Here is a 19,163-nt window from a genome sequence, read left to right as displayed (position 1 = left end):
CCCCCGAGGCGCCCGCCCGCTTCATCCACCGCGACTACCACGCCGACAACACGCTGTGGTCCTACGGCAAGCTCACCGGCGTCGTCGACTGGTCGGACGCCTCGTCCGGCCCCGTCGCCGTCGACATCGCCCGCATGCGCCGCGGCCTGGCCCTCCACTACGGCACGTCCGTCGCCGACCGCTTCCTGTCGGTCTTCGACCAGGTCTCCGGCGGCCACGCCCACGACCCGTACTGGGACATCCGCTGCCTCCTGGACCTACTCCCCGAAAACCACGACACCCCCATGGACGAGGCCAAAGTCCCCCTCTACGAGGACTACCTGGCCACCCTTCTGGTGGAGTGCTGACCCGTCAGAGGGTGATGGTCTCGATGGGGAGGCTGGAGTCCGCCGGTAGTTCCAGGTCCGATGGCGGGCGGCCGGTGGCCACCAGTTCGGAGCCCAGGGCGGCGACCATGGCGCCGTTGTCGGTGCAGAGTTTCGGGCGCGGGACGCGGAGGCGGACGCCTGCGGCCTCGCAGCGTTCGGCGGCCAGGGCGCGGAGGCGGGAGTTGGCGGCGACGCCGCCGCCGATCAGCAGGTCGTGGACGTCGTTGTCCTTGCAGACCTTCAGGGCCTTCCGGGTCAGGACGTCGACCACGGCCTCCTGGAAGGACGCGGCCACGTCCGGGACGGGGACGGGCTCGCCGACCCGCTCCTTGGCCTCGACCCAGCGGGCCACCGCCGTCTTCAGGCCGGAGAACGAGAAGTCGTAGGTGCCGTCGTTGTACTTGCCGCGCGGGAACGCGATCGCGGCGGGGTCGCCCTCGCGGGCCATGCGGTCGACGATCGGGCCGCCGGGGAAGCCGAGGTCGAGGACCCGCGCGACCTTGTCGAACGCCTCGCCGGCCGCGTCGTCCACGGTGCTGCCGAGCGCCCGGACGTCGCCCGCCACGTCCGGGACGAGCAGGATCGAGGAGTGGCCGCCCGACACCAGCAGCGCCACGCACGGCTTGGGCAGCGGGCCGTGTTCGAGCTGGTCGACGCACACGTGCGCGGCCAGGTGGTTGACGCCGTAGAGGGGTTTGCCGAGGGAGAGCGCGTACGCCTTGGCGGCGGCGACGCCGACCATCAGCGCGCCCGGCAGGCCCGGGCCGGCGGTCACGGCGAACGCGTCGACGTCGGCGAACGCGACGCCGGCGTCCGCGAGGGCGCGTTCGATGGTCGGCCCCATCGCCTCCAGGTGCGCGCGCGAGGCGACCTCCGGCACGACGCCGCCGAACCGGGCGTGCTGGTCGACGCTGGAGGCGATGGCGTCCGCCAGCAGCGTGTGTCCGCGCACGATCCCGACCCCGGTCTCGTCGCACGAGGTCTCGATGCCGAGCACCAGCGGCTCGTCCCGAATCATCACTTCTCCCGATTGAAGCCCATGGCGGGACGGCGGTTGAGCGGGCGGCTCATCACGATCGCGTCCACGTCGGAGGGCTGGTAGTAGCGCTTGCGGAGGCCGACCCTGACGAAACCGAACCGCTCGTAGAGGCGGTGCGCGGCGTCGTTGTCGGCGCGGACCTCCAGGAACACCGCCTCGCTGTTGCGGCGGACGGCCTCGTTCAGCAGCGCGGTCAGCAGCGCCGCGCCGACGCCGCTCTTGCGCCGGTCGGCGCGCACCCCGATGGTCTGCACGTCGGCCTGCCCGCCGGCCGCCGCCAGGCCCGCGTAGCCGACGATCTCGCCGTCCGGCTCCGCGGCGACGACGTAGTGCCGGGTGCGGGGCTGCTCGGCGAGCTCGCCGCGGAGCATCTCCTCGCTCCAGGCGTCCTCGGGGAACAGGGCCCGCTCCAGGCGGTGGACGGCCGGAAGGTCCGCTTCCGTCATGGGGCGCAGGGCGACGCCGGTCATGCCGGAGTCACCTTCTTGCGGGGGCCGGGCTCCTTCGCGTCCGGCCTGCGCAGGTAGAGCGGCTCCGGCGGGAGGAGTTCGGGCACCTTGAGGCCGGCCAGGCGGGAGACGGTCAGCTCCGCGAGGGCGCCGGCGGTCGGCAGCAGGGGTTCGTGGCCGGAGTCGCCGAGGATCTCCGGGTAGAGGGCGCCGCCCTCACCGACGACGGGCAGCCCTTGCGGGACGCCCGACGGCGGGCCCACCGCGGGCTCGGTGGCGCGGGCGCGGGCCGAGTCGTACCGCGCCCAGTAGACCTCTTTGCGGCGGGCATCGGTGGCGACGACGAACGGCTCGTCCCGGCCGGTGGCCCAGGCGATGATGTCCAGGGTGCAGACCCCGTGCACGGGGATGCTCAGGACCTCGCCCATGGAGCGCGCGGTGACGAGACCGACGCGCAGACCCGTGTAGGGGCCGGGCCCGACGCCGACGGCGATCGCACTGAGGTCGCCCGGCGCGGCACCGGCCTCCGCCATCACCTGCGCGATGGACGGCGTGAGCAACTCGGTATGCCTGCGCCGGTCGACCGCCTCGGCCACGCCGCGCGGCACGGCGCCCTCACCCGGAATCCACTCGTACAGCGCCACGGTGATCGCGGCGGTCGCGGTATCGAAAGCCAAGACCAGCACGGGTTGTAAGCCTACCGGTCAGGCGGGCGCCGCTGGTTCGGCTCCCGACTTGTTCCGGTTCACCCCTGGTTGAGGGCTTCGATCACGGCCTTCGCCACCTCGGTGGTGCCGTCGGTCGCGGCCTTGGACGAGAGCGGGTCGCCGTCGTCGGAGCCCGAGTAGTGGATCGTGATCAGGACGTTCGCCAGCCGGATGTTGCCGACGGCCTCCCCGGCCCCCTGCTTGCCGTCCACGCTGTAGACGATGTACCCGTCGTCGCCGACGTCCTTGAGGCGGAGCTTGTCGGTGAGCTTCTGGCCGGGCAGCAGCGCCTTGCCGGACTCGTCCGCGCTGCGCTCGGACGTGAACGTCTTGGTCGCGGTGTCGGTGGGCGTCTCGTCGGCGCTGCCGGCGATCGCCCGCAGCTCGACGGTGAGCTGGCGCTTGGTGTCGCCCGCGTAGGCGCCCCACACGCACTGGTTCTGCCGCTCGCTGCTCTGGTAGTTGTCGGCCTGGGTGCGCTCGGAGCCCGGCGCCAGCCGGTCGATCAGGTCCTGGCCGACGATCGTGCAGGAGTCGGGGACGAGGGCGCGCTCGCCCTTCGCCGTCGGGGAGCTCTCGGCGGCGCCGCTGCCGACGATGTCGCCGCCGTCCTTGTCGCCGCTCGCGCCGACGCCGCCGAGGATGACGACCACCGCGAGGACGCAGACGCCGATACCGGCGACGATGCCGCCGAGGATGACGCCCCAGCGCCGTCCGCCGCCGCGCTCGCGCGCCACCCGGTGACTGCCGGTGCGGTAGCCGCCGGTGTCGGACCGGTAACCGCCGGACCCGGTGCGGCGCCCACCGCCGCCGGTCCGGTAGCCGCCGGTGTCGGTCCCGTAGCCGCCGCTCTCGGAGCGGTAGCCGCCGCTGCCGGCCTGGTACGGGCCCGTCTCGCGCCGGTAGGGCCCGCTGTCGCGCTGGTACGGGTCGTCGCCCCGCTGGTAGGGGCTCGCCTCCCGCCGGTACGGAGCGGACTCCCGCTCGTACGAGCCCGGCTCCGGCGGGTACTGGCCGGAACCCGGCTGCTGGTACGGGCCGGAGTCGCGCTGGTAGAGGCCGCCGTCCCTCTGGTAGGGGCCGCTACCCGACTGCCCGGACGGGTGCCCGCCCGATCCGTAACCGCCGGTCTCGTAACCGCCGGTGCCGTACTTGCCCGTCTCGTAACCGCCGGTGCTGTACTTGCCGGTCTCGTAGGAGCCGGTGCCGTACTTGCCGGGCTCGTAACCGCTCGTTCCCGAGGTGCTTCCGGAGTCCCGTCCCGGGTACGGCTCGTACTCGTCGCGGCCCGTGCCGTATCCACCGCCGTCCGGCCGGTAACCACCGCCTGGCCCTTGGCCATCGCCCGAACCGCGGTAGCTGTCGCGGTCACTACCGCTGCGATGGCTACCACTCACCGGTTCCCACTCCTGTTGAGGAAATCGATATGTCGCGTAGGTGAGGCTTGTTCCGGCAAAGAGTACGACATGTAGCCGTAAAGTGGTCCATCCTGGATGGCAAAAAACGGCGAAGTTGCCCGCGGGCCCTCAGACGGCGCGGAGTTCCAGGTCGGACCAGCGATGACCGACCCCGACGATCCTTACTTGACGATCTTCACCGGGCCCGTCCCCGCGCGAAATGATCACTTCCAGCCGGTCGTCGGCAAGGCCCTCCGCGAGTCCTTCTCCCCATTCCACGATCGTCACCGATTCGTCGACGGACGCGTCGAGATCGAGATCGTCCAGTTCCGCGAAACCGCCCAGCCGGTAGGCGTCCACGTGCACGAGCGGGGGGCCGCCGGCGAGTGACGGATGCACCCGCGCGATGACGAACGTCGGCGAGGTGATCGGCCCCCGCACCTTCAGGCCCTCGCCGATCCCCTGGGTGAGGGTCGTCTTGCCGGCGCCGAGATGCCCGGTCATGACGAGCAGGTCGCCCGCCCGGAGCACGGCGGCGAGCCGCAGCCCCAACTCGTGCATGTCCGCCGCGGTCGGGACGTCAACGGTGATCGCGTTCACGCTGTGCGCTCCTCCTCCTGCTCGTGGTCCGGCCGGACCCGGGCGATCAGCCGCCGCAGGCCGCCGGTCACCACCCCCGGATACTCCAGCGGCAGCACGTGCCCGGCCACCTCCACCTCTACCAGTTCCGCCTCCCGCAGCGCCGCCGCGATGCGCCGGCCGTGCTCGGGCGGGGTCAGCCGGTCCCGTCCGCCGACCAGCACCACCGCGGGCACCTTGCCGAGGACGCCCAGGCACCCGGCCTTGTCGTGGACCATCAGCGCCGGGTAGAACTCCGCGATCACGTCGATCGGCGTCGCCCTGATCATCTGCTCCAGGAAGTCGACGACGGACGGGCTGACGTACTTGTCGGCGAACGCCATCTTCCGGGTGACGACGAACGCGAGGTCGGCGCCGAGCCCGCGGGCCTTCTCCACGAGGTCGGCGCGGCGGCCGAGGCCGCGCAGCGTCCCGGGCGCCAGCGGCCGGACGACCTTGGCCACCACCAGCGGCAGCCCCAGCGTCATCTCCGCCAGGTCGCCGCAGGACGTGTTGACCAGCGCGGCGCCCACGACCTGCCGGTCGAACAGCTCCGGATGCCGGTCGGCCAGCGCCATGATCGACATCCCGCCCATGGAGTGCCCGACGAGCACCACCGGGTCGTCCGGGCCGACCGTCGCCTTCAGCACCGCGAACAGGTCGTCGCCGGTCTGCTCGATCGTCGCGCGCTCCAGCGCCCCGCGCCCGGAGCGGCCGTGGCTGCGCTGGTCCCAGAACACCATCCGCAGCGCGCCCTGGAGATCGCGCCGCTGGTAGTGCCAGGAGTCCTGGTTGAGGGTGTAGCCGTGGCAGAAGACGAGGGTGAGGGGGGCGTCGTCGGGGCCGTCCACCTCGACGTGCAGCGGGACGCCGTCATCGGCCTCGACGGTCAGCTCCCGCCCGCGCAGCGCGCCGAACGGCTCGCCCGCGTCCGGATCGGGCCGCAGCCGCACCCGGCCGACGGCGAAGTGCCGCAGCCCGACGGCCGCGCCCACCCCCGCCGCGCCCACGCCGGCGACGACGCCGGCGATGCCGAGCCGGCGCCGCCTGCTGCTGCTGTCCATGCACGTGCCCCCTACAAGGCCCGGCCCGGATACGCCCTCGGCACCCGGGACCCGATGCGGGTGACGATCTCATAGGAGATCGTGCCCAGGGCGTCCGCCCACTCCTGCGCGGTCGGCTCGCCCCGGTCGCCCGGCCCGAACAGGATGACCTCGTCCCCCGCCGACAGCCGGTCGTCGCCGAGGTCGATGACGAACTGGTCCATGCAGACCCGCCCGGCGATCGTCCTGCGGCGCCCACCCGCGAGGACCTCCAGGAGGTTGGACCCGTGCCTGGGGATCCCGTCGCCGTACCCCACGGGCACCACGGCCAGGTTGGTGGCCTCTCGCGTGGTGTACGTGTGACCGTATGACACTCCGCGGCCTGCCGGGACCCGCTTGACCAGCGCCGCGTCCGCCACCAGCGTCATCGCGGGCCGCAGCCCGAACGCGCCGAGCCGCGGCACCGGCGTCAGCCCGTAGGTCGCGATCCCGGGCCGGACGAGGTCGAACCGCGCCTCCGGAAGCGTCAGCGTCGCCGCCGAGTTCGCCAGGTGCCGGACCTCGAACCGCGCCCCCGCCTTCTCCGCGTAGGCGACCATGTCGGTGAACGCGGCGATCTGCGCCGCGATCGACGGGTGGCCCGGCTCGTCCGCGCAGGCGAAGTGGGACATGACCCCGGCCACCCGGACCGGCCCGGCGGCCTCCGCCTTCAGCGCCGCGTCGACCAGCGCCTCCCACTCGGCGCCGCTGACGCCGCCCCGCGACATGCCCGTATCGGCCTTGAGGTGCACCCGGGCCTGCCGCCCGGTCCGCTCCGCCGCCTGGACGACCTCGTCCAGCAGCCAGATCGCGCCCACGGTCAGGTCGACGTCCCGCGCGACGGCCTCCTCGTACGGCTCGCCCGGGACGCCGAGGGTGACCAGCGTCCGGACGGTGAGGCCCGCGTCGCGCAGCCGCAGCGCCTCGGCGAGTTTCGCGACCCCGAGCCAGGACGCGCCGCCGGCGAGCGCGGCCCGCGCCGCCTCCACCAGCCCGTGCCCGTACGCCTCGGCCTTCACCATGGCCATGACCTCGGCGCCCCCGGCCCGCTCGCGCAGCACCCCGATGTTGTCGCCGATGGCGCCCAGGTCGACGCGCGCCTCCGCAGGAACCTTCATGACACCCAGTTTGCAGTATCGATTGCATCACCCTCGGCATCAGACGCCGGGCGGTGTCCACCAGGTCCACCGCACTCGTTGACCTGCGGCGTGTTGTTGTTATGAGCGCGTCGAAAGCAACAACACGCCGCAGATCAACGAGGTGGCGCTCCGTCTCGCCCGGCGGCTCGGCTTTTGGTCGGCGCTTGGCTGAGCCGGTGGCTTGTGTCGGCGTGCCCCTTCCCTCAGTGGGCGAGGGTGCGGAAGGCGGCGGGGAGGGCTTCGATGACGTCGTAGGCGCTGATGGGGGATTCGGCCCCCGGGGTCGGGGCGGCGGCCAGGCGGGCCGCGAGGCCGTGGAGGTAGGCGCCGGCGGCGGCCGCGTCCAGAGCGGGGAGGCCGCCGGCCAAGAGGGCGCCGATCAGGCCGGAGAGGACGTCGCCGGTGCCGGCCGTCGCCAGGCGGGGGGTGCCGGTCGGGTTGGCGCGGACGGGGCGGTCGGCCTCCGCCACCAGGGTCGTCGAGCCCTTGAGGAGGACGGTCGCGGAGAGTTCGGCGGCGGCGCGCCGGACGTGCTCCAGGCGGGCGGCCTCGATGTCGGCGCGGTCGGCCGAGATCAGGCGGGAGAGCTCGCCCGCGTGCGGGGTGAGGACGGTCGGGGCGGCGCGGCGCAGCAGGTCGCGGCGGCGGGACAGGACGGTGAGGCCGTCGGCGTCGACCAGGGCGGGCAGGTCGGTGGTCAGGACGGCTTCGAGCAGAGACTCTGCGGCGGCGTCGGTGCCGAGGCCGGGGCCGACGACCCACGCCTGGACGCGTCCGATGCGTTCGAGGACCTCGGCGCCGTGCGGGCCGGGCTCGATGACCGTGGTCACGGCCTCCGGCCAGCGGTGCCGGACGAGTTCCACCGGATGGGCGACCGACGCGAAGCGGACCATGCCCGCGCCGCCGTGGACGGCGCCGCCGGTGCACAGGACGGCCGCGCCGGTGAACTCGTCGCCGCCCGCCAGGATGCCGACCACGCCGCGCCGGTACTTGTCGGATTCGGGGCCGGGCTCGGGCGGCTGGACGTCCGCGGGCCGGGGTGCGACGACGTCCGGGTCGGGCAGGTCGGGGCCGAGGCCGATGTCGACCAGTTCGACCACTCCGCAGTGGGACGCGCCGGGGTCGATGAGAAGGCCCGGCTTGTGCGTCCCGAACGTGACGGTGACGTCGGCCTGGACGGCGGCGCCCTCGACGCGCCCGGTGCTCGCGTCCACGCCGCTCGGCACGTCGCAGGCGACGACGAGGGCGGCGGACGCGGAGGCGAGCGCGGCGTAGCGGGCGTGCGGGTCGCGGAGCCCGCCGGTGCCGCCGATGCCGGTGAGGCCGTCGATGATCAGGTCGGCGGCGGCGATCTCGCCCTCCTCTGCGCCCGGCAGGAGGCGCCCTCCGGCGGCGCGCAGGGCGTCCAGCCCGCCTTCGTGGATCGTGGAGCCGGCCTGGAAGGCGTGCACGCGGGCGCCGCGCCGGGCGAGCCGGGCCCCGGCGTAGAGGGCGTCGCCGCCGTTGTCGCCGCCGCCGACGAGGAGGACGACGCGGGACCCGTACACGGCGGGCAGGAGGCGGGCGCAGACGGAGGCGAGACCGGCGGCGGCGCGCTGCATGAGGGCGCCGTCCGGGAGTCTGGCCATCAGCGCGCTCTCCGCCGCCCGCACCTTGCCGACCTCGTGCGCGTACCTCATGCCCGGCTCCCCAAGTCGATCATACGGACAGCGTGCCACGGGAATGCGCCGCGCAACCCTCCGCAGCAGCGATTTGTACCTTGCGCTGCAAGTTTCGGTGTCATGTGCGCAAAAGAATCATCGGCCGTAGAATCTTCCTCATCCGCTCCGATGTATTCGCACTGCGGCACCCCGGTGCGGCAGAATGCGCCCAGATCAGTCCGCCGGGACTGGAGAGGCCCGAGCAATGAGCACTTCCCGAGGTCCCTCCGTCCGGCAGCGGCGGCTCGCCGCCGAGCTCCGGAGGCTGCGCGAGCGCAGGGGTCTCACCGGAGACGAGGTCGCCGACCGGCTCGGCTGGTCCACCGCCAAGGTCAGCCGCATCGAGAACGCGCGGACCGGCGCGAAGATCGACGACGTGCGGCGGCTGCTGGAACTGTACGAGATCGACGGCCCCCGAGACGCGGACCTGATCTCCCTGGCCCAGGACGCGGCCCAGCGCGGCTGGTGGGAGGAGTACCGCGACCTGCCGAGCCCGCTCGCGGATTTCATCGCCTTGGAGTCCGAGGCCACGGCCGCCAGGGAATGGGGCAGCACCGTCTTTCCCGGGCTGCTGCAGACGGAGAACTACGCGCGGCACGTGATCGGGGGCTGGAGCGATCTCGCCACGCTGCCGCCGCAGGAACTGGAACGCCGGCTGGACGTGCGAATGCGGCGGCGCGAGCTGCTGGACGGCCCGCGCCCGCTGGAACTGTCGGCGGTGCTCGACGAGGCGGTTCTGCAGCGCCTGATCGGGGACCAGAAGGTCATGCGCGAGCAGCTCGAACATCTGTACCGGATGACCGGGCTGCCGAACGTGACCGTGCAGATCCTGCCCTTGGGGATCGCACACTCGGTGTTGGCCGAATCGTTTATCCTTCTGGAATTCTCACCTGTGCATGACATCCTTTTCCCTGATATCGTGCACGTGGAATCCCTGACAATCAGCCACTTTGCGGATGAGGCTGTTACCTATATGTACAGGCTCGCCTATTCAAGCCTGGCGGGCCAGGCGCTGGACGCCGACGAATCCCGGCGCCGCATCGCCGCGGCCAAAGACGCCTGGTGACGGGTCCGCGGAGGGGCTCAATCCTTGTGAAAGGCACCGAGTGTCCCCTTTCGCCACTGCTGCTCCACAATGGAGGAGAAGCGCCCACTGCGGGGCGAGCAACACGTGCGTCGAAATCGCCGCGCTGTTCGATTCGTCCCCTTCCATCGGCGCGCGCGATGCCAAGCACGGCGCGCAGAGCCCGGTCCTGTCGTTCTCGCACGGAGAGTGGCTGGACTTCCTCGAACGAGCCAAGAAGGGCGAATTCGACCTGCGCCGATGAGGCGGCGCTGACGCGCCGCTGAGCCCCTCCGCCGCCTCACGAGGGCGGGACGGAGGGCCACGCCGAACGAGCCGGGTCCCACGTCCGACCCGGCTCTTCGCCGCCCCACCGGAAACTCTGCGCCTTCCTGACCGCGCCTGTCACACGGGTACCGCGCCACCCGTTCGTGATCAGGCGTTTTTTGCGATCTTGTTACCGTGTGCTTGACCCACCGGCAGCGCGGCCGAGTTCAAGGCAACTTTCATGCAGGGAGCCGGAATGAGTTTCCACGCGACACCGCCCGGACAGTGGAGAAGGAGCACCCGATGCGGCGCCAGCAACGGCTGTGTCGAGGTCGCCCGGCTGGACGGCGACGCCGTATCCGTACGCGACACCGAGGACGTTTCCGCACGTCTCGCCTTCGACCTCGCCGAATGGCGCGCGTTCACCCGGGCCGCGAAGGCCGGCCGTTTCGACCGCGCCTGAGGCGGCACTGAGGACGGCACTGAAAGCAACCCCGAAACCGACACCGCAAATTGCATCGGTCTGAGATTCTCACAACGGCGCGAGAATTGCTTCCGGGTCGCGGGGCCGCCGCCGACCGTTACCCGCTTCGGGGAACGCCGCGCCCGGAAGAATTCGCTTACTCGACGGTGACGGATTTGGCGAGGTTGCGGGGCTGGTCGACGTCGTGGCCCTTCGCCGTCGCCAGTTCGCAGGCGAAGACCTGCAGCGGGACGGTCGTCACCAGCGGCTGCAGCAGGGTCGGGACCGCCGGGACACGGATCAGCGTGTCCGCGTACGGCTCGACCGACTCGTCGCCCTCCTCGGCGATGACGATCGTCCGGGCGCCGCGGGCCCGGATCTCCTGGATGTTCGACACGATCTTGTCGTGCAGGACGTCCCGGGCGCGCGGCGGCACCACGACGACGACGGGCAGGTTCTCCTCGATCAGCGCGATCGGCCCGTGCTTCAACTCGCCGGCGGCGAAGCCCTCGGCGTGCATGTAGGCGAGCTCCTTGAGCTTCAGCGCGCCCTCCAGGGCCACCGGGAAGCCCACGTGGCGGCCGAGGAACAGCACGCAGTGCTCGCCCGCCAGCGACCGCGCCAGCTCGCGGACCGGCTCCATGGTCTCCAGGACCTTGTCGACCTTCTCCGGCATCCGCTCCAGGAGCTGGACCATCGCGAACACCTCGTCCCCCCACTTGGTGCCGCGCACCTGCGCCAGGTACAGCGCGATCAGGTAGACGGCGACGAGCTGGGTGAGGAACGCCTTGGTGGAGGCGACCGCGATCTCCGGCCCGGCGTGCGTGTAGAGGACGCCGTCGCACTCGCGCGGCAGCGTGGAGCCGTTGACGTTGCAGATGCCGAGCAGCTTGGCCTTCTGCTCGCGGGCGTGCCGGACGGCCATCAGCGCGTCCATCGTCTCGCCCGACTGGGAGATCGCGATGACCAGCGTCGTCGGCGACAGGATCGGGTCGCGGTAGCGGAACTCGCTCGCCAGCTCCACCTCGCAGGGCAGCCCGGCCCAGTGCTCGATGGCGTACTTGGCGATCAGGCCCGCGTGGTAGGACGTCCCGCACGCCACGATGATGATCTTGTCGACCTCGCGGAGCTCCCGGTCGGAGATGCGCATCTCGTCCAGGTGCAGCCGCCCGTCGGAGCCGATCCGGCCGAGCAGCGTGTCGGCGACGGCGCGCGGCTGCTCGGCGATCTCCTTGAGCATGAAGTAGTCGTAGCCGCCCTTCTCGGCGGCGGACACGTCCCAGTCGACGTGGTAGTGCTTCACCTCGGCGGGGCGGCCATCGAAGTCGGTGACCGCCACGCCCTCGGCGCGCAGCTCGACGACCTGGTCCTGGCCGAGCTCGATCGCGTCGCGGGTGTGCGCGATGAACGCGGCGACGTCGCTGGCGAGGAAGTTCTCGCCGTCCCCGACGCCGACGACGAGCGGCGAGTTGCGGCGCGCCCCGACGACCAGGTCGGGGTTGCCGGTGTGCACGGCGACCAGCGTGAACGCGCCCTCCAGCCGGAGGCAGACGCGGCGCATGGCGTCGGCGAGGCCGCCGCCCGACTTCAGCTCGTCCTCCAGCAGGTGCGCGACGGCCTCGGTGTCGGTGTCGGACGCGAGGCCGTGCCCGCCCTCCTCCAGCTCGGCGCGCAGCTCGGCGAAGTTCTCGATGATCCCGTTGTGGATCACCGCGACGGACCCGGTGCAGTCGACGTGCGGGTGCGCGTTCCGGTCGGTCGGCGGGCCGTGCGTCGCCCACCGGGTGTGCCCCATGCCGAGCGTCCCGGCGGGCGGCGGCTCCTCCTCCAGGGCGCCCCGCAGGTTCGCGAGCTTGCCCGCGCGCTTCGCCGTCGCCAGCTTCCCGTCGGCCAGCACGGCCACTCCGGCCGAGTCGTAGCCGCGGTACTCCAGCCTCGCCAGCCCCTCGACGACGACGTCGAGCGCCGGCCGGCCGCCTACGTACCCCACGATTCCGCACATGGCGGCAACTCTATTCGGTGTCCGGGCCGGGACCTACCCGCAGGCGGCGCGGGCCGTCCCGCTAGCGTGAACGGCCGGTGAAAACCCGGTAACCGGCTGAACCGCCCCGTAGTGTTCAGCCATGACGGACGGATGGGACAGCGTGCCGAGCCCTTACGTGGAACTCTCCCGCGACGCCTGGCGCGGCCTCCGGGAGAGCACGCCGCTGCCGCTCACGCCCGGTGAGCTGGAGGCGCTGCGCGGCCTGAAGGACCCGATCGACATCACCGAGGTCGAGGAGGTCTACCTGCCGCTGTCCCGGCTGCTCAACCTGTTCTTCCTGGGGGACGGGCGGCTCCGCGACACCGTCAGCGGCTTCCTCGGCGGCGAGGTGGCGCCCACCCCGTTCATCATCGGGGTGGCGGGCAGCGTCGCGGTCGGCAAGTCGACGACGTCGCGGCTGCTGCGCACGCTGCTGGCCCGCTGGCCGGAGCACCCGAGCGTGGAGCTGGTGACGACCGACAGCTTCCTGTACCCGAACGCCGTCCTGTCCGAGCGCGGGCTCATGGACCGCAAGGGGTTCCCGGAGTCCTACGACCGGCGCGCCCTCGTCCGGTTCGTGTCCGAGATCAAGGCGGGCGCGGCGCAGGCGACGATCCCGGTGTACTCGCACCTGGAGTACGACATCGTGCCGGACGCGGCGCAGACCGTCCGGCGGCCGGACATCCTGATCGTCGAGGGGCTGAACGTCCTGCAGGCGCCGCCCGCCGGCACCCTCGGCGTGTCGGACTTCTTCGACTTCTCCATCTACGTGGACGCGCGGGTCGAGGACATCCGGCAGTGGTACATCGACCGGCTGTTCGCGCTGCGCCGCACCGCGTTCACCGACCCGCGCTCGTACTTCCACAAGTACGCCCACGAACTGGACGAGGACGAGACCGCCGCGTTCGCGCAGCGCGTGTGGCGGGACGTCAACGAGATCAACCTCGTCTCCAACATCCTGCCGACACGCGCCCGCGCCACCCTCGTCCTGCACAAGGACCGCGAACACTGCGTCCAGCGCGTCCGCCTGCGCCGTATCTGACGACACGCCGGGTCTGACGGCACGCCGCATCTGGCGGGGCGGGGTCAGCGCCAGGGGCCGGTCACGGCGAAGGTCGTGCCCGGGGTGTAGACGTTGACGAACATCGTTCTGGCGTCCGGGGAGAACGTGACGCCGGCGAACTCGCCCCATTCGGGCTCGTCCTCCGTGCCGATGTTCTGCCGGTTGCGGGCCATCGGGTAGACCGTGCGGCGGCGGGACACGCCGAACACGTGCTGCGCGCCGTTGCCGTCCTCGCAGACCATCAGGCCGCCCTGCGGCGCCAGGCAGATGTTGTCGGGCGATTCGCCGGGCTTCTGGACGTCGGTGCCGGGGCCGAACACGATCACAAGGGTGAGGCGGCGGCGGCGCGGCTCGTACGACCACACCTGCCCGAAGTGGTCGGCGCGCGAGCCGTCCGCCGTCTTCGCGAAGCTCGACACGAAGTAGACGCGGTCGCCGCCCCAGTAGCAGCCCTCCAGCTTCTGCGCGTGCGTGATGCCGCCTGGCCCGAAGTCCTGGAACCGGATCGCGGTCTCCTTCGCCAGGGGGTCGGGCACCTCCTTCCACTCGACGCGGTCGAACACGGTGCCGGGCTCCTGAATGACCGACAGGTCGGGGACGTCGGGGACGCAGAGCGCTTCGAGGCGGCCCCCGGCCCGTAGGCTGCCGAACCCGCCGCGCGGCTTCTCCGGCAGGAACCGGTAGAACAGCCCGAACGGCTTCTCGAACGCGTCCTCAGTCTCGTAGACCGTCCCGTCGCGCGGGTCGACGGCGATCGCCTCGTGCTGGAACCGGCCCATCGCGGTCAGCGGCTCGGGGACGGTCCGGTCCTGCCGGTACGGGTCGACCTCGAAGATGAACCCGTGGTCCTTGGTGTAGTTCCCGGTGCCCGCCTTGTCCTCGGTCTCCTCGCAGGTCAGCCACGTGTGCCAGGGGGTCGGGCCGCCGGCGCAGTTGACGGCCGTCCCGGCGATGGCGACCCGCTCGGTGCGTACGCGCCCGGCGTGGTCGACCTCCAGCGCGGTGCAGCCGCCGAGGCCCCCGGGGTCGTAGGTGACGCCCTCGACCGGCGGCACCCGGTGCTCGGCGTCAGGACGGTTCTCGTGGTTGCGGACGAGCCACGTCCGGCCGCGTCCCGGGAAGGCCGACATGCCGTCGCAGTGGCTCGGCACGGCGCCCTCCCCCGAGCGCAGCGGCTCGCCCTCCCGGGACAGGACGGTGTAGCGGAACCCGCGCGGCAGGTCCAGCAGGCCGTCCGGGTCGGGCACGAGCGGCCCGTACCCGTCGTGGCGGCCGGCGGGCGCGGCGGCGGCGCTCCCGGCGAACAGCTGCTCGACGGCGCCGGTGAAGGCGATGCCCGCCCCCACCGCGCCCGTCCCCGCCAGGAGCCGGCGGCGCGTGACTGACATGGGTGCACACTCCCTGGTCTGGACGATCGACGACCTTCCAGCCGTTGTAACACGGGTCACACCGGCGGGATACGGCACACCTCGACAGGCCGCGGATCCGCGCTCATCCGGTCGGGGGCGGCTCGTCCGCGGCGTGTGGAGCGACATAGCCCACCAGGGTCCGGATGCTGTCGTGGCCGGACAGGCTCATGAGCATCGGTGCCGTCCACCCGTCCTCACCGAGATGGGTCAGCCTGGAGTGGCGCAGCTGGTGCAGCGTGTAGCCGCGCCCGGACGGGTCCACGTCCCGCGTGGCCCGCTTGAAGAGGTACTGCGCGCGCTCGTAGGAGAGCCGGCCCCGCCCCGTGACGGGGCACAGGTCGGACGCGGCGGGCATCCGCGCCGGGGCCGGCCGCCGGTCGGCGAGGAAGACGGGCCCGCGCCGGCGTCCGTCCACCAGGGTGACGAGCCGGCGCGTGGTGCCCGCCTGCCAGCGGATCCAGCGGCCGACGCCGTCGCGGACGACGCGGCCGCGGTCGTTCACGAGGTCCAGGTCGTCGACGTCGAGCGAGAGCACCCGGTCGGCGCCGGCCGCCGATTCGTACAGCAGCCGCCATAACGTCGTCTCGCGGTGCGGGACGTCGCCGCGCTCCAGCAGGCCGGCGATGGTCGCGCGGTCGAGGGCGCGGGTGCGTCCGCGGGGTTCGGGCCGCCGCTCGATGCCGGCGGCCAGGTCGCAGACCGCCCACCCGCGCCGGACGGCCCACGCCGTGAACGACCGCAGCGTGGCGCGGTGCCGGTTCCAGGTGCGGGCGGCCGATCCGTCCCACGCCGCGGTGAACGCCTCGGCGACGCGCGCGGCGGTCATCACGGCGAGCGGCGTGGCGTCCCCGAACTCCCGGCGCAGCCACCGCATCGTCTGCCCGTAGGACCGGACGGTGTCGGCGTCGAGGTCCCGCCGGACGAGAAATGCCCCGGCCGCCCGTCCCAATGGAACATCGGCCGTCAAGATCATTTCTGCGGCCATGATCATTTCTCCGCCCGGCCGGCCGACAAAGGATTCGACAGGGCACCGGTGGCAGCGCTGTCCAAGGCGTCCACTTCCTTGCGATTGCTGATATTAAGTCACCGCGGGCGACCGCGGTCACCGGCTTCAAACCTTCCCCGGACGCCGAGCATTGGAAACCTCAAACCCCGGGGAATTGTTATCGAGCAGCATAGGACTAACCGCGCGGATATCTCCGGCCCCCTCATGACAGGGAATGGATTATTCCCTGTCTCGGCGGGCCGGCGGCGCACTCGCATGCGAATGACATGGACATCGCTTTACCATGCATTGGTTTCTCGCCAATGGCTCTGCTGCGTAGCGTGAGGACCGGTCGAAGACCATCGCGAATTCGCTGTTCATTGGAAAGGGCGACGGCGAATGAGCGGCAGTCCGGGCGCGGCGATTACAGCGGCAGTGCCAGCGGGGCACTCGGTCGCCGCGCCCTTCAGAAAGGCGGAGGCATGACCACCTACTCGATGTCGGTGACCAACTATTCGGAACTCGCGCAGGGCAGCCCGAGGTTTTCGATCGTGGCGGAACTGCCCGAGGCGCGCAACGGCGGCGCCCTCAGCACCGCGTGGCTGACCCAGGTCATCCACCCCGGGAACACCTACGTGTTCAGCTGGAACATGACGTGGGGGTTCGCGTGGTCGGCGAGCGCCGCGCTCAAGAACTACCAGTGGAGCGCGCACGGCTCCCTCGACGCCGACCCGGCCTCGGAGGCCCTGTGCGCCGCCGAGTTCGACTACGTCGAGGGTGATTTCCTGCTCCGGTCGGTGGCCCACGCACCCGACCCGGCGCACGACAAGCTGTGGATCACCAACACCGGCGCCGTCCCGACGCCCAGCGTCCAGCCGAGTTCGCTCGCCATCACCCTCGACGGGCAGCCGGCGTGCGTCCTCGAAGCGGGCCCCAACCTCACCCAGCGCGGCACCCTGCACCCGCGGTTCTACATCATCGCCGGGCAGCTGAAGAAGGCCCAGATGCTGGACATGGCGCAGTACACCAACGCCCAGCTCATCTCCTACGACAACGGGGTCCAGGCGAAGAGCGTGGTCCTGGACGACAGGAACAACTGGCACGTCGCGAACGGCGAGGCGGTCGACCCCAAGGCGGTGCTGAACACCCCGCCGATGGCGGTCAGCGGCTGACCGGCCGACCGGCTGACCGGCCGGCCGGCACGGGCCGGCCGATCTCCCTACGTGCCCGGTGCCCCCGGACGGCCTGCCCGGCCCGTCCGCACACCGTTCCATCACACCGGGGCACCGGGCACCCCCACCGGGCAACGACACGGCATTGCGGGATCGAAAAGCACGGAAGAGGAGAAGACAATGGTGCAATTGCTGCAAGGCAGGCCGCGCACGCTCGACCAGACCAATCGAACCGTCCGGAGGCAGATCGGCGACCAGGCCGACGGCATTGGTTTCGCGGACCTGTGGCGCACCGGGCGAACCATCATTTCCTCCACCGGGCGCAATCCCGTCCGCATTGACAATCAGGGCCTCGGTTTCGACGTGGTCGACAACACCGGCCATTGCTACGGCCGGGGCCAGCAGATCAGCGCGAAGGGAGGAAACGCGACATACGCGGTGATCTGCCTGGCGGACAGCCTGCAGATCCCGCGGGACCCGCATCACGCCGACACGGTGACGGCGGCGGTGCAGAACGCATTGAAGCTCAGCGCGAGCAGCGATCCCGGCTGCGTCTACGTGGTCGTCCCCTGACCCTGCACCGGGGGTCGCATGCGACCATCCGCGCTGCCATCGAGACGAGGTATTGATCATGAGTTCGACTAATCCGAATGAGCATTCTTCCGTTCCTTCCGGCGACGCACTGGCCGCGTCGGGTCCGGTGCGCGGCTTCTCGGCGCCGGCGGCGCCGGCGACCGGGCCGGTCGACGTTCCGCACCGGGTGCTGGCCGCGCGGGACGAGATCGCCGCGGCCATCCAGGAGAGCGTCGCCGAGCAGGCGGCGTCCGGGGCCGCGCCCGGCATCGAAGGACCGGACAATGTGCAGGGCGTGGCCATCGGGCTGAGCGGCGACGGCATCAGGAGCGGGCGCGGCGAGCAGGTCCTCACCGTCTACATCGCCGAGCCGGCACCCCACGACGACGTGCGGGTGGCGATCGTGGACGGCATGGCGGCCCGCTCCGCGGCGGACCTGCCCCTCCGGGTCGTGACGACCGGGATCTTCAGGCCGCTGGCGAACACCTCGCGCGTCCGGCCCGCCCCGGGCGGTTTCTCCGCGAGCCATTTTCAGGTGGGTTCGGGGACGCTCGGATGCCTGGCGAAGGGCAGGAGCGGCGAGCGCCGGACCAGGACGCTCGCGGTGAGCTGCGCCCACGTCTTCGCCAATCCGAACAGCACCGGCATCGGGGACTGCGTCGTCCAGCCCGGGATGTCCGATGGCGGGACCTGCCAGAACGACGAGATCGCGCTCCTGGAGTACTACGTCCCGATCGACTTCACCGGCGCCCCCAACGCGGTCGACTGCGCCACCGCGTGGTGCTGGCCCGACCGGGTGCGGCCCGAGATCGGGTTCGAGACCGACGAGGGCGTCCGGCTGTTCAACATCAGTGGCCAGCTCGTCGCGGCCACGCCCGGGATGCCGGTGCGCAAGTCCGGCCGGACCACCGGGCTGACGCAGGGAGTCGTCACGGGGACGCGCTTCTCGTGCCGGTTCCAGTATGCGAACGGGGTCGCCTACTTCGCCGACCAGATCGCCATCGAGAACCCGGGCGGGCCGCCCTTCGCCCAGGCCGGGGACTCCGGATCCTGCGTCTACACCTGGGACACCATGAATCCCACGGGTCTGCTCTTCGGCGGAGCGGGCGGGGTCGTCGCGGCCAACCCGATGGCATGGGTCGTGGCCGCCCTCGACATCGACCTGTACACCCACTGACGCGGACGGGGAAGCTGCGGTGAGCGAGGAAGAACCGCGTAGGCCGCGTGGTGCCGACGGCCCTCCGGAAGGGGTGCCGGTCCCGTTCGAGCCGCCGCCCGCGGCGCCCGGCTCTCCCATTGAGGAGGCGCTGGTGCGGCACCGGGAGCGGCTGCTGGCGATCGACGGCGTGGAAGGGCTCGACCACGGGCGCGGGGCGGACGGAACCGAGGTGATCCGGGTGCACATCCGGACCCTGTCGGTGAAGCGGAGGGTGCCCCGGGAGCTGGACGGCTTCCCCGTGATCACCATCGTCACAGGCCCCTACAGGGCGTACTGAGACGGCCCACGTCCACGAGGAACCGAAACCTGCGGCGCCGGGCGACCCCCGGCGCCGCTTCCACACGCACCCGGGCCGACCCGCCACCCGGGCGGGCGTCCGTCAGGCGGACGGGGCGTCCGGGCGGGTGGCCAGGACGTCGGTCAGGCG

20 protein-coding genes are annotated in these 19,163 nt (G+C 71.8%); 9 read left to right on the top strand and 11 right to left on the bottom strand.

The genetic code is table 11. The features are described 5' to 3' along the window. The coding region (locus E1284_RS26445) for an aminoglycoside phosphotransferase family protein (protein WP_131942841.1) at window positions 1–347 on the top strand (347 nt) is incomplete at its 5' end. A gap of 4 nt (window positions 348–351) precedes the next feature. On the opposite strand, the gene tsaD is transcribed toward E1284_RS26445, so the two are convergent. The 8 genes from tsaD to E1284_RS26405 form a co-directional block, all read right to left on the bottom strand. Then, window positions 352–1,386: a tRNA (adenosine(37)-N6)-threonylcarbamoyltransferase complex transferase subunit TsaD gene (tsaD, locus tag E1284_RS26440; RefSeq protein ID WP_207923962.1), complete on the bottom strand. Its 1,035-nt coding sequence runs from the start codon at window positions 1,384–1,386 to the stop codon at window positions 352–354. Further along, window positions 1,386–1,877 (bottom strand): ribosomal protein S18-alanine N-acetyltransferase, encoded by a 492-nt coding sequence (rimI, locus tag E1284_RS26435; RefSeq protein ID WP_131942840.1) that lies wholly within the window; start codon window positions 1,875–1,877, stop codon window positions 1,386–1,388. Before rimI ends, tsaD begins: the two co-directional genes overlap by 1 nt. Then, window positions 1,874–2,542: a tRNA (adenosine(37)-N6)-threonylcarbamoyltransferase complex dimerization subunit type 1 TsaB gene (tsaB, locus tag E1284_RS26430; protein ID WP_131942839.1), complete on the bottom strand. Its 669-nt coding sequence runs from the start codon at window positions 2,540–2,542 to the stop codon at window positions 1,874–1,876. The genes rimI and tsaB overlap by 4 nt, the downstream gene beginning before the upstream one ends. A 59-nt stretch (window positions 2,543–2,601) precedes the next feature. Beyond that, window positions 2,602–3,960 (bottom strand): hypothetical protein, encoded by a 1,359-nt coding sequence (locus tag E1284_RS26425; RefSeq protein ID WP_131942838.1) that lies wholly within the window; start codon window positions 3,958–3,960, stop codon window positions 2,602–2,604. A 129-nt stretch (window positions 3,961–4,089) separates the two neighbouring features. Beyond that, window positions 4,090–4,551, bottom strand: a complete 462-nt coding sequence (tsaE, locus tag E1284_RS26420; RefSeq protein WP_165965442.1) for a tRNA (adenosine(37)-N6)-threonylcarbamoyltransferase complex ATPase subunit type 1 TsaE — start codon at window positions 4,549–4,551, stop codon at window positions 4,090–4,092. A gap of 5 nt (window positions 4,552–4,556) precedes the next feature. Further along, entirely contained in the window at window positions 4,557–5,642 is a 1,086-nt protein-coding gene (locus E1284_RS26415) for an alpha/beta fold hydrolase (RefSeq protein ID WP_131942837.1), read from the bottom strand. An 11-nt stretch (window positions 5,643–5,653) separates the two neighbouring features. Next, window positions 5,654–6,778 carry an alanine racemase gene (gene alr, locus E1284_RS26410; RefSeq protein WP_131942836.1) on the bottom strand — a complete coding sequence of 375 codons (1,125 nt, stop codon included), beginning with the start codon at window positions 6,776–6,778 and terminating at the stop codon, window positions 5,654–5,656. 224 nt (window positions 6,779–7,002) lie between these two features. After that, window positions 7,003–8,478, bottom strand: a complete 1,476-nt coding sequence (locus tag E1284_RS26405) for an NAD(P)H-hydrate dehydratase (protein WP_131942835.1) — start codon at window positions 8,476–8,478, stop codon at window positions 7,003–7,005. Between the two features lie 226 nt (window positions 8,479–8,704). Here E1284_RS26405 and E1284_RS26400 point away from each other — a divergent pair, with 226 nt between their 5' ends. The 3 genes from E1284_RS26400 (at window position 8,705) to E1284_RS26390 (ending at window position 10,292) form a co-directional block, all read left to right on the top strand. Next, window positions 8,705–9,565: a helix-turn-helix domain-containing protein gene (locus E1284_RS26400; RefSeq protein WP_131942834.1), complete on the top strand. Its 861-nt coding sequence runs from the start codon at window positions 8,705–8,707 to the stop codon at window positions 9,563–9,565. A gap of 40 nt (window positions 9,566–9,605) precedes the next feature. Then, window positions 9,606–9,827 carry a DUF397 domain-containing protein gene (locus E1284_RS43235; RefSeq protein WP_165965441.1) on the top strand — a complete coding sequence of 74 codons (222 nt, stop codon included), beginning with the start codon at window positions 9,606–9,608 and terminating at the stop codon, window positions 9,825–9,827. Between the two features lie 258 nt (window positions 9,828–10,085). After that, window positions 10,086–10,292, top strand: coding sequence for a DUF397 domain-containing protein (locus E1284_RS26390; RefSeq protein WP_131942832.1), 207 nt, complete (start codon window positions 10,086–10,088; stop codon window positions 10,290–10,292). A gap of 157 nt (window positions 10,293–10,449) precedes the next feature. Here E1284_RS26390 and glmS read toward each other — a convergent pair whose 3' ends face one another. Next, on the bottom strand, window positions 10,450–12,294 hold the full coding sequence (gene glmS / locus E1284_RS26385) for a glutamine--fructose-6-phosphate transaminase (isomerizing) (protein WP_131942831.1): 1,845 nt from the start codon (window positions 12,292–12,294) through the stop codon (window positions 10,450–10,452). 121 nt (window positions 12,295–12,415) lie between these two features. Between glmS and coaA the strand changes: the two genes are divergently transcribed. Then, window positions 12,416–13,357, top strand: a complete 942-nt coding sequence (gene coaA, locus E1284_RS26380) for a type I pantothenate kinase (RefSeq protein ID WP_131942830.1) — start codon at window positions 12,416–12,418, stop codon at window positions 13,355–13,357. Between the two features lie 44 nt (window positions 13,358–13,401). On the opposite strand, the gene E1284_RS26375 is transcribed toward coaA, so the two are convergent. Both E1284_RS26375 and E1284_RS26370 read right to left on the bottom strand, forming a co-directional pair. Next, window positions 13,402–14,766, bottom strand: a complete 1,365-nt coding sequence (locus E1284_RS26375) for an alkaline phosphatase PhoX (protein ID WP_131942829.1) — start codon at window positions 14,764–14,766, stop codon at window positions 13,402–13,404. 103 nt (window positions 14,767–14,869) lie between these two features. Beyond that, on the bottom strand, window positions 14,870–15,772 hold the full coding sequence (locus tag E1284_RS26370; RefSeq protein WP_165965440.1) for a tyrosine-type recombinase/integrase: 903 nt from the start codon (window positions 15,770–15,772) through the stop codon (window positions 14,870–14,872). Between the two features lie 482 nt (window positions 15,773–16,254). Here E1284_RS26370 and E1284_RS26365 point away from each other — a divergent pair, with 482 nt between their 5' ends. From E1284_RS26365 to E1284_RS26350, 4 genes are all read left to right on the top strand, one after another. Continuing rightward, window positions 16,255–16,944, top strand: coding sequence for a hypothetical protein (locus E1284_RS26365; RefSeq protein WP_131942827.1), 690 nt, complete (start codon window positions 16,255–16,257; stop codon window positions 16,942–16,944). Between the two features lie 180 nt (window positions 16,945–17,124). Beyond that, the gene (locus E1284_RS26360; protein WP_131942826.1) at window positions 17,125–17,517 is read left to right on the top strand and encodes a hypothetical protein; all 393 of its coding nucleotides are present in this window, start codon (window positions 17,125–17,127) and stop codon (window positions 17,515–17,517) included. Between the two features lie 58 nt (window positions 17,518–17,575). Then, window positions 17,576–18,694 (top strand): chymotrypsin family serine protease, encoded by a 1,119-nt coding sequence (locus E1284_RS26355; RefSeq protein ID WP_131942825.1) that lies wholly within the window; start codon window positions 17,576–17,578, stop codon window positions 18,692–18,694. Between the two features lie 133 nt (window positions 18,695–18,827). Further along, complete coding sequence (locus E1284_RS26350) at window positions 18,828–19,013, top strand: hypothetical protein (protein ID WP_131942824.1); 186 nt, start codon at window positions 18,828–18,830, stop codon at window positions 19,011–19,013. Window positions 19,014–19,163: the final 150 nt, after the last annotated feature.

It is taken from the genome of Actinomadura bangladeshensis, from assembly GCF_004348335.1.
Classification (GTDB): Bacteria; Actinomycetota; Actinomycetes; order Streptosporangiales; family Streptosporangiaceae; genus Spirillospora; species Spirillospora bangladeshensis.
The sequence above is the reverse complement of the archived record's forward strand: the minus strand, read 5'-3'. Positions and strand labels throughout refer to the sequence as shown.

What these genes read in the sequence shown, in the direction of transcription:
- E1284_RS26375 (WP_131942829.1), bottom strand. Translation starts at nt 14,766, where the DNA reads ATGTCAGTCACGCGCCGCCGGCTCCTGGCGGGGACGGGCGCGGTGGGG.
- tsaD (WP_207923962.1), bottom strand. Translation starts at nt 1,386, where the DNA reads ATGATTCGGGACGAGCCGCTGGTGCTCGGCATCGAGACCTCGTGCGAC.
- E1284_RS26360 (WP_131942826.1), top strand. Translation starts at nt 17,125, where the DNA reads ATGGTGCAATTGCTGCAAGGCAGGCCGCGCACGCTCGACCAGACCAAT.
- E1284_RS26405 (WP_131942835.1), bottom strand. Translation starts at nt 8,478, where the DNA reads ATGAGGTACGCGCACGAGGTCGGCAAGGTGCGGGCGGCGGAGAGCGCG.
- alr (WP_131942836.1), bottom strand. Translation starts at nt 6,778, where the DNA reads ATGAAGGTTCCTGCGGAGGCGCGCGTCGACCTGGGCGCCATCGGCGAC.
- E1284_RS26390 (WP_131942832.1), top strand. Translation starts at nt 10,086, where the DNA reads ATGAGTTTCCACGCGACACCGCCCGGACAGTGGAGAAGGAGCACCCGA.
- E1284_RS26415 (WP_131942837.1), bottom strand. Translation starts at nt 5,642, where the DNA reads ATGGACAGCAGCAGCAGGCGGCGCCGGCTCGGCATCGCCGGCGTCGTC.
- rimI (WP_131942840.1), bottom strand. Translation starts at nt 1,877, where the DNA reads ATGACCGGCGTCGCCCTGCGCCCCATGACGGAAGCGGACCTTCCGGCC.
- E1284_RS26400 (WP_131942834.1), top strand. Translation starts at nt 8,705, where the DNA reads ATGAGCACTTCCCGAGGTCCCTCCGTCCGGCAGCGGCGGCTCGCCGCC.
- glmS (WP_131942831.1), bottom strand. Translation starts at nt 12,294, where the DNA reads ATGTGCGGAATCGTGGGGTACGTAGGCGGCCGGCCGGCGCTCGACGTC.
- E1284_RS26365 (WP_131942827.1), top strand. Translation starts at nt 16,255, where the DNA reads ATGACCACCTACTCGATGTCGGTGACCAACTATTCGGAACTCGCGCAG.
- E1284_RS26370 (WP_165965440.1), bottom strand. Translation starts at nt 15,772, where the DNA reads ATGGCCGCAGAAATGATCTTGACGGCCGATGTTCCATTGGGACGGGCG.
- coaA (WP_131942830.1), top strand. Translation starts at nt 12,416, where the DNA reads ATGACGGACGGATGGGACAGCGTGCCGAGCCCTTACGTGGAACTCTCC.
- E1284_RS26355 (WP_131942825.1), top strand. Translation starts at nt 17,576, where the DNA reads ATGAGTTCGACTAATCCGAATGAGCATTCTTCCGTTCCTTCCGGCGAC.